Origin of the sequence: Neisseria subflava (assembly GCF_005221305.1) — a bacterium.
Taxonomy (GTDB): domain Bacteria; phylum Pseudomonadota; class Gammaproteobacteria; order Burkholderiales; family Neisseriaceae; genus Neisseria; species Neisseria subflava.
Genome location: NZ_CP039887.1, coordinates 66,142 through 79,982, shown reverse-complemented (window position 1 = coordinate 79,982; position 13,841 = coordinate 66,142). Strand labels below are relative to the sequence as shown.

Genomic DNA, 13,841 nt, shown 5'->3' with positions numbered 1-13,841 from the left:
TGATTTACCCAAACCAAATCCTTAGCGGTATCTCACTCCCAAAGGCAGAAACAATGAAAAACTTCCTCAAAAAACAACTTGCCTGGCTGACCGACCAAGCCTTGTGCCTGTCGGTCTCTTTTCTTACGGGCGTGCGCCCCAAAAGCCCGCGCGAGCTGACATTCAATCAGCACCAAAAGGTCTATTATGCCAATCACGGCAGCCATGGCGATTTTGTGCTGGTGTGGATTTCCCTACCTCGCCGCTGGCGCTTGTCCACGCGCCCAGTCGCCGGTTCGGATTACTGGCTGACAAGCAAACTCAAACGCTTCATCATTCAAAATGTTTTCAACGCCTTACTGATTCCGCGCCATAGTGATAATCCGCAAGCGATTACCGAGCAGATGAAAGACGCGCTAAACGCAGGCGACTCTTTGATTATTTTCCCTGAAGGCACGCGTAATACTGACGACAACACCATCCTGCTGCCGTTCAAGTCCGGCATTTATCATCTGGCAAAAAGCAAACCCAATACCGAATTTGTGCCAATTTGGATAGACAACATCAACCGCGTACTGCCCAAAGGCAAAATCCTGCCTATCCCGCTTTTGTGTGAAGTTCATATCGGACAGCCGCTTACTTTGCAGGAAAACGAAGACAAAGACAGCTTTTTGACACGCATCCGTGAAGCGCTGCTGGCACTCAGGCCGTCTGAAAACGACCGCAGCGAGCCTCGTCAAAACGAACCTGAAGTTCAGCAAAACAAAGGAGGACAAGCATGAGCCTTTCTACGACTTCCCAACAAATCATTGTCGAACAGGCCGCCGCTCATCTGACTCCGCAAGCCAGCTATATTTTTGTCGGCGTATTTGCCGTATTGTGTTTTGCCAGCATCATCGGACAATGGCTCAAGCGCAAAAATGGCGCAGATAATGCCACCATCGCCAACCTTAACGCCCGCATTTACGCATGGTGGCTGATGACGCTGGTGTTGCTGGGCGCGTTTTGGTTCGGAAAAATCGGGACAGTTGTACTGTTTTTCCTGATTTCATTTGCCGCACTACGCGAATTTATGACCCTCGTCTATCGCCGCCGCAGCGACTATTACAGCATGGTGGTCTGCTTTTACCTGCTGCTGCCGGTGCAATACTATTTCGTCTATGACGACTGGTACGGCATGTTCAGCATTTTTATTCCGGTTTACGGCTTTTTGATACTGCCGATTATTGCCAGCCTCAGCGGCCAAACCGCGCACTTTTTGGAACGCGCCGCCAAAACGCAATGGATGGCGATGATTTGCATCTTCTGTCTGTCCCATGTTCCGGCGCTGATGTTTCTAGATTTGGACGGCTTCGATAACAGCAATAATATCCTGTTGCTGATCTTCCTGATTGGCGTGGTGCAAGTATCAGATGTGTTGCAATACGTTTGGGGCAAACTGATTGGCGGTGCAAAAATCATGCCCTCGCTTTCTCCATCTAAAACCATTTCCGGCACTGTCGGCGGTATTTTATCGGCCACTGCCATTGCCGCGTTGATGGCGCCGATTACACCGTTCTCCCACGGCCAAGCGGCCGTTATCGGCTTTATTGTCTGCCTGATGGGCTTCTTTGGCGGCCTGGTTATGTCTGCCATCAAACGCGATTACGGTGTCAAAGACTGGGGTAATATGATACGTGGCCACGGCGGCATGCTTGACCGCGTGGATTCGATTTGTTTTGCCGCACCCGTGTTTTTCCACATCACCCGTTATTTCTGGAACGGCTAAACTTCAGGCCGTCTGAAAGCTGTTTTCAGACGGCCTTGAATGCATGAAACTGCCAACCCTGCCGATTCGTTATACAATACGCGACCATTGTTATTACACACACAACATGAATAAACCTTCTCCAATCTTTCCCATTTTTCTTGCTACGATTATCTTCGCGCTCATTGTTTGGTCAGGCATCAATCCCCATGACCGCGCGGTCTGGTACGCCGAAATCATTCCCGTAGCATCCGTATTCTTCCTTTTGGTTGCCACCTACCGCATTTTCCGCTTCAGCAACCTAGCCTACTTATTCATGAGTTTTTGGCTGATCATGCATTCCATCGGTGCATACTACACTTTTGCCGATGTACCGTTTGAATCCATCAACCGCTTTGTCGAGCCAATTTTGGGCGAAAACCGCAATCATTACGACCGTATTGCCCATTACATCATCGGCTTTTATGCCTACCCGATGGCTGAATGGCTGCTGCGCCGCAAGCTGTGCAATTTGCCGTTGGCCTTATTTTTCTCCCTGTTCTTCATTATGAGCGTGGCTGCCGCCTATGAAATCATCGAATGGCAATATGCCGTCATCGATGGTGGAGAGGCCGGACTGGAGTTCTTGGGCTCTCAAGGCGATATTTGGGACGCGCAAAAAGACATGCTTGCCGATACTTTGGGCGCGTTAACTGCTCTGTTTATTTTTGTGTTTACCCGACCCGATAAACGCTTGGGTTTCTCTTAAATCTACCCCTTTACAGCAAAAGGCCGTCTGAAACCAGATTTTCAGACGGCCTTTTTCATTTTTCTATTGGTATGTTGGAACATTGGTTGACAATAATTGGAGTGGGTTGTCGACCATCAAGTTGAATATAAAGTTTTAAATATCGACATCAAAGTGCGCTAGTACCAATACAGAAAGCTTCATTAATAACAATTTTGTCGGCCAGCCTGATCTAAGATTTGCCGACAACGGTATAGATTCTATGCGCATGATGATGCGTATAGAAGATCATGACACCTTTTTTAACCGCAAATTGCAAATTAAAAGTAATATGGAATTGTGAGAAATCACCAAAATTTACTCGACAATGTCGAATAATCTTTCAGTGAGTAGTTCCTGAAACGTAGTACATCTACTTTAAATTGAATAATCTAGGTTTAAAACAAAAGGCCGTCTGAATGTTTCAGACGGCCTTTTGTATGTTTTTTCCATACGGTTTTATCAAATATAAAAAAGCGTACCTTGTTAGGTACGCTTTTTTCAATCTGACTCAAAATTAGAATTTTGCGCCAGACTCGTTTGCCATAAAGTCTACAGCTGCTTTAACTTCATCATCACTCAGGCTGCCATTACCGCCTTTAGCCGGCATAGAATTAAAGCCTTCGATAGCATGTTTGTGCAGAGTGTCTTTACCTTGTTTGATACGAGGAGCCCAGTCTTCTTTTTTACCTACGACAGGAGCGCCTGGAATCAAACCGCCATGACATGTTTTACAGTTGGCTTCAAAAACAGCTTTACCATCAACTTTGGCAGAAGCCTCTTCAGGTTTAGCTTCAGCTGCTGGAGCTGCTTTGGCATCTGATGCAGGAGCGGCAGATGCTGCGCTGTCAGCTGCAGGGGCTGATGCTTCGGCTGCTGGAGCAGCTTGAGCAGGCTCAGCTTTTTTAACAGGAGCTTTTTTACCGTCTTTGTTAGACATACCCCAAACGTAAGCAGTCATGATGTGCAGCTTGTCTTTGTCGAGGAAGTGACCCCAAGCAGGCATTTGGCTGCTGCGGCCGTTGGTAATGGTTTCGGTAATCGCTTTTTGAGTACCGCCCCACAACCATACATCATCAGTCAGGTTCGGACCAAGACCTTGGATACCTTGACCTTTGTCGCCGTGACAAGTGAAACAGTTGGCAGGTGGGCCGCTAAACAGGACTTTACCGCGTTCTGCACGTTCTTCGTCGTATTGACCTTTAGGTTTAGAAAGAGACATAACATACTGTGTTACGTTTTTCACGCCTTCTTCACCCAAAGCAGGACCCCATGCAGGCATGGCGGCAGTACGGCCTTTTTCAATGGTTTCCTGAATCTTTTCAGGTTCACCGCCCCACAACCAGTCGTCGTCAGTCAGATTTGGAAAGCCTTTAGAACCTTTGGCATCTGAACCGTGACATTGGATACAGTAGGTATTGAAAAGGTTTTGACCGATAGCTTGTGCTTCAGGATTTTTAGCCACTTGGTCAATCGGCATTTTGGCAAACTTAGCATACACTTGGCCGTATTTCTGTTCAGCTTTGGCAACCTCTTCTTCATACTGACCGTGGCTAGTCCAGCCCCAAATACCTTTAAAGTCACCGACACCCGGATACATGACCAGATAGCCGATACCGAAGGTCCAAGTGCAGACATACAGCCAAAACCACCAACGCGGCAGCGGGTTGTTGTATTCTTCAATACCGTCCCATTCATGACCTGTCGTTTTGACTTCTTCGCCCTTTTTAGGACGCTTCACAACGTTTTGGGAAAGCAGCAGCCATGCCAAGCCGATAAAGCTGAGCACGACAATAACTGCAATGTATATATTCCAGAAATTGCTGGTAAATTGGGATGTTGTGTTCATTCTTTTGCTCCGTGATCACGGACTAAACTGTTATCGCCCGTCTTTGTCAGACGACCCTTTATCATCATTGTCAAAAATACTGTTGGCAGCATCATCGTAGTTCTTTTTATTACGTCGATTAAAAACAATATAAAGCACTAAGATGAAACTGATAAAAACCCAAACAGTAAAGAGCGAGCGAGCCCAGTTCACGTCCATGATGTTACCTTACGTTTTTCAATGCCAAGCCTAAGCCTTGCAGGTATGCAATCACCGCATCCAGCTCTGATTTGTTTGCCAAAGCTTCAGGAGCTTTTTCAATTTCTTCATCGCTGTAAGGCGTACCGACTTTACGCAGGGCTTTCATATGCGCCACGGTTGCTTCGGCATCAACTTTGTTGCGGGCAAGCCATGGGAAAGCAGGCATATTGGACTCAGGCACAACGTCGCGCGGATTCAGCAAGTGGATGCGGTGCCATTCGTCGGAATAGCGGCCGCCTACACGAGCCAAGTCCGGACCGGTACGTTTGGAACCCCATTGAAACGGATGGTCATAAACAGACTCACCGGCAACGGAGTAGTGACCGTAACGTTCGGTTTCTGCACGGAACGGACGAATCATTTGAGAGTGGCAGTTATAGCAGCCTTCGCGTACGTAAATATCACGACCAGCCACTTGCAAAGCGTTATAAGGTTTCACACCTTCAATAGGTTGGGTTACAGCCTTGGAGAAGAACAGCGGCACGGCTTCAATCAACAGACCTACGCTGACTACAAGCAGGGTAAATACAATCAGGACGCCGACTTTTTCTTCAGCTAATTGTTGTAATTTCATTTTGGTAGCCTTTTCTTATGTTTTTAGTGGTGCTGGGTTTGAGACACCGCGGGAATTTCGGCATCAACCGCTTTGCCACTGATGGCTGTACGGTAAACGTTGTATGCCATGATACACATACCGCTCAGGTACAGCAGGCCGCCGGTGAAACGAATCATGTAGTAAGGCATGGTACGTTTAACTGACTCTACAAACGAATAAGTCAAAGTACCGTCAGCATTCAGAGAACCCCACATCAGGCCTTGCATCACACCGGCAATCCACATCGCGGCGATATACAGAACCACACCGATGGTTGCAATCCAGAAATGCGCTTCAACCAATTTGGTGCTGTACATTTCGTTTTTACCGAAGAGGCGTGGGATCATATAGTAAACGGAACCGATGGTTACGAAGCCTACCCAACCCAATGCACCGGCGTGAACGTGTGCAACAGTCCAGTCAGTGTAGTGACTCAGAGCGTTAACAGTTTTGATAGACATCATCGGACCTTCGAAGGTAGACATACCGTAGAAGGACAGAGATACGATCAAGAATTTCAAAATCGGGTCAGTACGCAGTTTGTCCCATGCACCAGACAGAGTCATAATACCGTTGATCATACCGCCCCAAGAAGGTGCGAACAGGATCAAAGACAATACCATACCCAAAGATTGAGTCCAGTCAGGCAATGCGGTGTAGTGCAAGTGGTGAGAACCTGCCCACATATAAGTGAAAATCAAAGCCCAAAAGTGAACAACGGACAAGCGGTAAGAGTAAATAGGACGACCTGCTTGTTTTGGTACGAAGTAGTACATCATACCCAAGAAACCGGCTGTCAGGAAAAAGCCCACCGCATTGTGGCCATACCACCATTGAACCATCGCATCAATCGCACCAGAGTAAACTGGGTAAGATTTCATCAAACCGGCAGGGATGCTGATATTATTGACGATGTGCAACAGCGCAACAGCCAAGATAAAGCCGCCGTAGAACCAGTTGGCAACGTAAATATGTTTGATTTTACGTTTGGCAATCGTACCGAAGAATACGATAGCGTAGGCAACCCACACCAGCGTAATCAAAATGTCGATAGGCCATTCCAACTCGGCGTATTCTTTACCTTGGGTATAACCCATAGGCAAGCTGATAGCCGCAGCCACGATGACAGCCTGCCAACCCCAGAAGGTAAATGCAGGCAACCAACCGCCAAACAGACGGGTATTACATGTACGTTGAACAACGTAGTATGATGTACCGATCAAACCGCAACCACCGAATGCAAAAATAACCGCATTGGTATGCAGCGGACGCAGGCGGCCAAAGTGGAACCAAGGTCCAATTTCAGATAAATCAAGGGATGGAGCAAATAATTGGGCGGCTACAATTACACCGACCAACATGCCCACAATACCCCAAACTACAGTCATGATGGCGAACTGGCGCACCACTTTGTAGTTATAAGTTTGTGTGTCCATGGAAGTCTCCATAAATTATGGGTATAAAAAATTTTTATCTCACCCCAACCCTTACGTTTATGAAAAGCGCAATACGGCTAAGGCTCAAATTTTTCTAAATTTAACATAGACACCACAACATGCCAAGCAAAATTACATTCCATATTGCATAAAACCTTTAGTGAGACATCATCTCATTTCTTTTATAATCAATAATTTATTTAAACATATTCAATAAATAGGGCACGGCATTTTTTCAAGCCTCCTTTTTCGTACAGATTTATTGATATAGATTAAACCCAACCTTTTAAAACACTTATTCTTAATAAACTTTAGCAAACTATACGATAGCTATGATTAATTACAAAATTACCCCCAACTTTCTGTCTCATGAATGGCACATCACCTTATCGTTCACCCAACCCAATGATTATGAAACAGAAATCAGCCTACCAAACTGGGTTCCCGGCAGCTACCTCATCCGTGACTTTGCCCGCCACATCACACACATCAGCGCACGCTGCGACGACAAAGCCCAGCCGCTAACACAAACCAGCAAAAACCATTGGCAAACCCCGGCCCTCAGTGGAGCGTGGGAAATTTACTACACCATCTACGCATTCGACTTGTCTGTACGCGGCTCATTCCTCAGTACCGAGCGCGGCTTTTTCGATGGCGCGTGCCTCTTCTTAAAAGTACACGGACAAGAGGAACAACCGCACCAAGTCGAATTTCCTACCCTGCCACACACATGGCAGATAGCCACAACCCTGCCCCAAATTTCGGCGACCACTTTTCAGACGGCCTCATATACCGAGCTTATTGATCACCCCGTTGAAACAGGCATCATCGAATTCCTCGACTTTGAAGCACAAGGCATCCCCCACCGTATTGCATTAAGTGGTATTTACCCCGATTTCGACCGCGCCCGCTTCCTCGCCGATATTCAAAAAATCTGCGAAACCGAGTTGGCGATGTTCCCCACCCCTGCCCCGTTTACCGAATACCTTTTCCTACTACATCTGGGCGACAACCTCTACGGCGGACTGGAACACATCAGCAGCACCGCCCTACTCGCCGACCGCCACAGTCTGCCATCTTACGATATGGGCGAAGCCGACAAAGCCTATACCGAACTGCTCGGCCTCTTCTCCCATGAATACTTCCACGCATGGAACGTCAAATCCATCAAACCGGCCGTCTTCGCACCTTACAATCTCGACCAAGAAAACTACACCGAGCAACTTTGGGCATTTGAAGGCATTACGTCCTACTACGACGACCTCTTTCTTGCCAGAAGCAAAACCATCAGCCCCGAAGCCTACCTTACCCTGCTTGCACAAGGCATCACACGCGTACAGCAGACACAAGGCCGTCTGAAACAAACACTTGCCCAATCCAGTTTCAGCGCATGGGACAAGTTCTACAAACAAGACGAAAACAGCCCAAACGCCATCGTCAGCTACTATCAAAAAGGCGCACTGGCCGCACTTTGCCTCGACCTCATCATCCGTGAAAAAAGCCAAGGCAAATACACCCTCGACAGCGTGATGCAGCAACACTATCGCGACTGGTGCGACACCCATCAAGGCATACCCGAAAAACACTGGCAAACCCGTTGCCAAGAAATGACCGGTTTAGATTTAGCAACCTTCTTTCAGACGGCCTTATACAGCACCGAAGACCTTCCGCTCGCAGAATGTCTGCAAAGCGTAGGTGTCAAACTCGACTTCATCCCCCTGCCACGCCAACATGGTGGAGCATTTGCAAGCGAACCCCAATCGGTTGTCCCCGCCAACGATTTGGGTGCACGTTTCAAACAAAACGGCGACCATGCCGTCCTGACTCATGTATTTAATGGCGGCAGCGCAGAAAATGCCGGACTCTGCCCGCAAGATAAAATCATCGCCTTAGGTGGCTATGCCTGCAACGACCTTGCAGCGCAGTGGAGCAAACTGCCTATCGGCACGCGCACCACCATCCATTTCTTCCGCCAAGGCCTATTGCGCGAAACCAGCATCACAGTTCAAGCAGCAGAAGCCAATACCGCCCTGCTACACATTACCGATCGCCCAAAACTCGAAAACTGGTTGTACAATCATTAAATAAAACTTCAAACGGCCTGCCACTTTCTAGGCCGTCTGAAATCTACATATCCGCTCAATATAAAGAAAGGAAAAACTATGCCCATCCGTAAACTGACCGACTCCCTCTATATCGCCCCCCAACTGACCGAAGCCGATATCCAAGAAGCCGTACGTCTCGGCATCCAAACCGTCATCTGCAACCGCCCGGATGGCGAAGAAGAAAACCAACCGGCTTTTGCCGAAGTGCAAAACTGGTTTAAAGAGGCCGGCATCAACCAATTCTCACACCAGCCCGTTGTTGCGCCTCAAATCAACGCAGCCGATGTTGCAGCCTTCCAAAATCTGTTACAACAATCTCCGGCTCCTATCCTTGCCTTCTGCCGTACCGGCACTCGCTGCTCCTTGCTTTGGGGTTATCATCAAGTGCAACACGGCGCATCCGTAGCCGAAGTAGTTGCCGCAGCCGAACAGGCAGGTGTCAACCTCAGCAACTTTGAAGCCCGCCTGCAAGAAGCCAAAGATAAAGGTTTGGCTTAATACTTAATTTATATAAGTAGCAGCCTTTAAACCAATCAGGCCGTCTGAAACCCATTTTTCAGACGGCCTAATGACTTTTATTCACAATCAAACCTTATTTTTAATTTATTTCCACTATCCTAAAAATATATTTTCTAAATCAAGCCCGAATTGACCTGTATCAATACCCCAACCCTATTTTCATTTATAATGCCTTTCAATGCTTCAGGGTCAAGCCCTAATCATCCAGTTTTCCTCTATAAGAGCCAGCTCTCTTATTAAATGATTTTTCTTTCCTCTTGATGTGTGTGTGTTTGGGTGTGGCCGAAAGCCACCCCCTTTTTTTTTATACCTACCCCCCTTTAAGGCCGTCTGAAAACTTTCAGACGGCCTTTCCTTTCCCCTCACAAAAATAGTATAAAATCCCCTTATCGTTCAAACCACAAACTCCAAATACCATGGTCAATAAACTCACTCCCCCTCCAAGCCTGCCCGATCCGCAAGACCTACGTGCCGTTATCGCTTACAACATGCGCCTCTACCGCGTTAATCACGGTTGGTCGCAAGAAGAACTGGCACGCCAATGCGGACTTGACCGTACCTACGTTTCCGCCGTTGAGCGCAAACGCTGGAACATCGCCCTTTCCAACATCGAAAAAATCGCATCCGCGCTTAAAATTGCTCCTTACAAACTCCTCCTTCCGCCGCAAGAAATGCTCCGTCAAATGACCGAGCCTGCCGATACCCAAGCCTAATTCACAGCCAGATACCATCATGACCGCCGCCCAACAAGCCATCCAAACCTACCAGCAGCAAAAAGCCGCAGCAGAAACTGCCTACCGCCAAAACAACCGCCCTACCGTTTATTTCCGCGACCATATCGCCGCTGCCGAAACCCTGCTGCAAAGCCTCTGGCAAATCCACTTCCCCGACAGCAACGACATCAGTCTCATTGCCATCGGCGGCTTTGGGCGCTGCGAACTCTATCCCCATTCCGACTGGGACTTAGCAATTATTTCCTCCACTCCTTTTTCAGACGGCCTGCAACAGCAAACCGCCCAATTTATCCAAATCCTTTGGGACGCACGCCTCAATCCGGCCATCAAAAGCGGCAGCATAGAAGAAATCCTCCAAAGCACCCAAAACGACATTACCGGCGAAACCGCCTTTCTTGAAGCACGCCACCTACAAGGCAATGCCTACCTTACCGCCCAACTTCTAAACAAACTCAACACACGCCGCGACACAGCCGCCTTTATCGAAGCCAAACTCCTCGAAATGGAGCAACGCCATACCAAATCCCAAGGCACAGGCGCACAACTCGAACCCAACATCAAAACCTGCCCCGGCGGCCTGCGCGACATCCACACCCTTATCTGGACAGCCAAAGCACAAGGCATAGACAGCAACCCCACCGCCCTCGTTACCGCCGGCGTCCTCACACGCACCGAAGCCGGTATGTTGGCCCATGGCTACCGCCGGCTCGCCAACATCCGCATTCATCTCCACCTTACTGCCGACCGCCCCGAAGACAGGCTGCTTTTCGACTACCAGTCCCAAGTTGCCGAAAGCTTAGGCTATACCCAACCCGACATCCGCGGCCGAAGCGAAGCCCTAATGCACACCTTCTACCGTGCCACCAAAGCCATCAAACAACTCAACGGCATCCTCATTCCGGTTCTCAAAAACCATCAAACCTCCAGCCGTCCCCAACATATCCACCCCATCGACAGCCGCTACAAACGCATCGGCCACCAAATCGCCGCCAACAACCTTGCCCTGTTCGAGCAAAATCCCGAACACATCTTCACCATCATTCAAACCATGCAGGAGCAAAACATCACCACCATCGAGCCGCAAACCCTGCGTGCATGGTGGGCATCCACACGAAAAATCAACGCCCGTTTCACCCAAAATCCAGAAAACCGCCGCCGCTTCATCCAATTCTTCAAACACGGCACCGGCCTTACCCAAACCCTCCGTTTTCTCAACCTCTACGGCGTACTTGGCCGCTATCTCCCCGCATGGGAAAAAATCACCGGCCTGCTCCAACACGACCTCTTCCATATTTACCCCGTAGACGACCACATCCTGACCGTCGTCCGCAATATGCGCCGTCTCGCCATCGAAACCCACAGCCACGAAATGCCCGAGGCCAGCGCCATCATGCAGGCCTACCCAAGACCGCATGTCCTCTACACCGCCGCCCTGCTACACGACATCGCCAAAGGCCGTGGCGGCGATCACGCCAAAGAAGGCATCAAAGACGCACAACAATTCGCCGCCAACCACTACTACACCGAAGAAGAAAGCCACCTCCTCGCATGGCTGGTTGAAAACCACCTGCTCATGTCCACCGTTGCCCAAAAAGAAGACATCCAAGATCCCCATGTCCTCCAAGCCTTTTGCCGCCGTATTCCCACGCGCGAATACCTCGACGCACTCTACCTGCTTACCATTGCCGACATCCGCGGCACCAACCCCAAACTTTGGAACACATGGCGCGCCAGTCTGCTCCAAACCCTCTACCACAGCACCGCCGCCGTTTTAAACAGCAAACACCACGATCCCGAACGCCTCCCCAACCGACGCGAACAAGCCTCGACCGATCAGCTCACACGCGCGGCCGTTCCCCTCAAAAACCAACAAAAACTCCGCCGCATCCTCGGCAGCGCATACTACGTCCGCCATCAGACGCGGGAAATCCTCTGGCACACCGCAAACCTCGCCTACGACACCCAAAGTCCGGCCGTCCGCAGCCGTATCCTCCCCCAAAGCAACAGCCTTCAAGTCATGGTATTCATGCCCAATGGCGACCGCCTCTTCGCACGCCTCTGCCGCATCTTCAGCAGCCACCGCTTCGACATCCAAGCCGCCCGTGCCTTCATTACCGAGCACGACTACATCCTTGACACCTTTATCCTGCAACTTCCCGACAATCTCCCGCCCGAAGAATATCCCGACCGTCAAAGCGCACTCGAAGCCGAACTCAACAGCTTCATCCACGGCAATACCACCGTCCAAAAACAAAGCGGCCGCCCGCACATCAGCCGCCGCATCCGCCACATCCCCATTCCGCCTACCGTAATCATCACCCCAGAAGAAGATTATCCCGGCTGGCACACCATAGACATCACCGCCGTCAACCGCCCCCACCTCCTCGCCGATATCGCCGAGACCTTCTTTGCACACAACATCAGCCTGCGCTACGCCAAAATCACCACCTTGGATCAGCGCATTGAGGACAGCTTCATTACCTACAGCCCATCCCTACAAGACCCGCAAACCCAAAACACCCTAAAACAGGCATTGATCGAAGTCTTAGCCCCATAAAGGCCGTCTGAACATCTTAAAAACATAGGGTGAGCATTTTTTGCTCACCCTAATCGCACCCAAAAATATAAACATCCTGAATATACCCTTCTAAAACACTCAAGAAATCCAAAGCCTTAAAATTCGAAACCAGAACTTCCTTCTGACACAAAACTACATTCAAAAATCATAACCCATATGAATATAATTCTAATGGAAAAATTTCATTCACCTATTACGCCAAACCCTCTTCAAAAATCCTTCCTTCCAAATTTTCTCCTTATCCGTATTCAAACAAAATACGCATACAAAATAAAACCTATAAAAAACAAAAAAATAAAATCACAAAATATTAAACTCACCGATTAATCCATAAAAATACCGCCTATTCAAATCAATTAACATATTATTGAGCCAAGCTTAATTTCTGACGAAAAACGTCACATGCCCAAACTTGCACACACTCTCTGTCACAAAAAACACAAAACTGACAAAAAACGTCAGCCCCCTAATTTCCCAAAAATCCTGAAACTTTCAAACAAAACCTCACAAAATTTAAAATTTAAAAATAATTTCAATAAAAACAATAAACAAAAAATAAAAAATAAATTTTCTAATCAGTTTTGCACACTTGGCACACCGACTGCTTGTAATAACACATCCGATAAGGCTCAAGCCTCAAAGCAGCAAGCCCGACGGAAGCTGTATATTCCTTCTTACTTATGGTTTACTCATAATACATAGTGCCAAGCACATTACGGATTTTTTACTTAAACACAATTATTCACACTTTAAAACTGGAATTTTAAACAATGAAAGCAATCCAAAAAGGTTTCTCCCTGATCGAATTGATGATCGTCATCGCGATTGTCGGCATCTTGGCAGTTATCGCCCTGCCTGCATACCAAGACTACACTGCACGTGCCCAAGTTTCTGAAGCCATCTTATTGATGGAAGGTCAAAAGTCTGCTGTTGTTGAATACTATGCAGATAAAGGCAAATGGCCTAAGAGCAATGAAGAAGCAGGTATTGCAGATAAGAGCATCATTAAAGGTAAATATGTTGCACAAGTAGAAGTTGGTGGTGACGGTGTTATTACTGCCACAATGAAAAGTGCTGACGTAAATAAGGAAATTGCAGGCAAAACCGTATCCCTTACTCCTCATGCCACTACTGCCGGTGCTACTACTGGTGCAACTGCAACTGCTAATGGTTCCTTTACTTGGACTTGTACTACAGGCAAAACCAGTGGCGTAGCTACAAAATTCTTACCTTCCTCTTGCCGTCCAGATGAGGAGAAACCAGCAGGTAAGAAATAAAGCTAGCTAACCTAAT

At 48.2% G+C, this 13,841-nt stretch carries 13 protein-coding genes; 9 read left to right on the top strand and 4 right to left on the bottom strand.

From position 1 onward, the window contains the following. The first annotated feature begins 53 nt into the window (after positions 1 to 53). The 3 genes from FAH66_RS00405 to FAH66_RS00395 all read left to right on the top strand — a co-directional run bounded on the left by FAH66_RS00405 (position 54) and on the right by FAH66_RS00395 (position 2,474). Entirely contained in the window at positions 54 to 761 is a 708-nt protein-coding gene (locus tag FAH66_RS00405; RefSeq protein WP_003684451.1) for a lysophospholipid acyltransferase family protein, read from the top strand. Beyond that, a complete protein-coding gene (locus FAH66_RS00400; protein ID WP_137040126.1) occupies positions 758 to 1,747 on the top strand; it encodes a phosphatidate cytidylyltransferase in 990 nt (329 codons plus the stop codon). Before FAH66_RS00405 ends, FAH66_RS00400 begins: the two co-directional genes overlap by 4 nt. Positions 1,748 to 1,853: 106 nt before the next feature. Continuing rightward, positions 1,854 to 2,474: a DUF2238 domain-containing protein gene (locus tag FAH66_RS00395; protein ID WP_137041578.1), complete on the top strand. Its 621-nt coding sequence runs from the start codon at positions 1,854 to 1,856 to the stop codon at positions 2,472 to 2,474. A gap of 535 nt (positions 2,475 to 3,009) precedes the next feature. Here the strand turns inward: FAH66_RS00395 and ccoP are convergent. Genes ccoP through ccoN form a run of 4 tightly spaced genes read right to left on the bottom strand, consistent with a single transcriptional unit; the run spans position 3,010 to position 6,612 of the window. Further along, on the bottom strand, positions 3,010 to 4,341 hold the full coding sequence (gene ccoP, locus FAH66_RS00390; protein WP_137040124.1) for a cytochrome-c oxidase, cbb3-type subunit III: 1,332 nt from the start codon (positions 4,339 to 4,341) through the stop codon (positions 3,010 to 3,012). Between the two features lie 30 nt (positions 4,342 to 4,371). Further along, on the bottom strand, positions 4,372 to 4,539 hold the full coding sequence (locus tag FAH66_RS00385) for a cbb3-type cytochrome oxidase subunit 3 (RefSeq protein WP_137040122.1): 168 nt from the start codon (positions 4,537 to 4,539) through the stop codon (positions 4,372 to 4,374). 4 nt (positions 4,540 to 4,543) lie between these two features. Next, entirely contained in the window at positions 4,544 to 5,155 is a 612-nt protein-coding gene (ccoO, locus tag FAH66_RS00380) for a cytochrome-c oxidase, cbb3-type subunit II (RefSeq protein WP_003680866.1), read from the bottom strand. A 23-nt stretch (positions 5,156 to 5,178) separates the two neighbouring features. Beyond that, positions 5,179 to 6,612, bottom strand: a complete 1,434-nt coding sequence (gene ccoN, locus FAH66_RS00375) for a cytochrome-c oxidase, cbb3-type subunit I (protein ID WP_193699282.1) — start codon at positions 6,610 to 6,612, stop codon at positions 5,179 to 5,181. A gap of 332 nt (positions 6,613 to 6,944) precedes the next feature. Between ccoN and FAH66_RS00370 the strand changes: the two genes are divergently transcribed. The 6 genes from FAH66_RS00370 (at position 6,945) to FAH66_RS00345 (ending at position 13,825) form a co-directional block, all read left to right on the top strand. Beyond that, on the top strand, positions 6,945 to 8,696 hold the full coding sequence (locus FAH66_RS00370) for a M61 family metallopeptidase (protein WP_137040120.1): 1,752 nt from the start codon (positions 6,945 to 6,947) through the stop codon (positions 8,694 to 8,696). A 78-nt stretch (positions 8,697 to 8,774) separates the two neighbouring features. Beyond that, on the top strand, positions 8,775 to 9,215 hold the full coding sequence (locus FAH66_RS00365; protein WP_137040118.1) for a TIGR01244 family sulfur transferase: 441 nt from the start codon (positions 8,775 to 8,777) through the stop codon (positions 9,213 to 9,215). A 437-nt stretch (positions 9,216 to 9,652) separates the two neighbouring features. Continuing rightward, positions 9,653 to 9,949, top strand: coding sequence for a helix-turn-helix domain-containing protein (locus FAH66_RS00360; RefSeq protein WP_003680870.1), 297 nt, complete (start codon positions 9,653 to 9,655; stop codon positions 9,947 to 9,949). Between the two features lie 19 nt (positions 9,950 to 9,968). Continuing rightward, positions 9,969 to 12,527 (top strand): [protein-PII] uridylyltransferase, encoded by a 2,559-nt coding sequence (gene glnD / locus FAH66_RS00355; protein WP_137040116.1) that lies wholly within the window; start codon positions 9,969 to 9,971, stop codon positions 12,525 to 12,527. Positions 12,528 to 12,950: 423 nt separating this feature from the next. Continuing rightward, the gene (locus FAH66_RS00350) at positions 12,951 to 13,250 is read left to right on the top strand and encodes a hypothetical protein (RefSeq protein ID WP_137040114.1); all 300 of its coding nucleotides are present in this window, start codon (positions 12,951 to 12,953) and stop codon (positions 13,248 to 13,250) included. Positions 13,251 to 13,318: 68 nt separating this feature from the next. Further along, complete coding sequence (locus FAH66_RS00345) at positions 13,319 to 13,825, top strand: pilin (RefSeq protein ID WP_137040112.1); 507 nt, start codon at positions 13,319 to 13,321, stop codon at positions 13,823 to 13,825. Positions 13,826 to 13,841 lie beyond the last annotated feature (16 nt).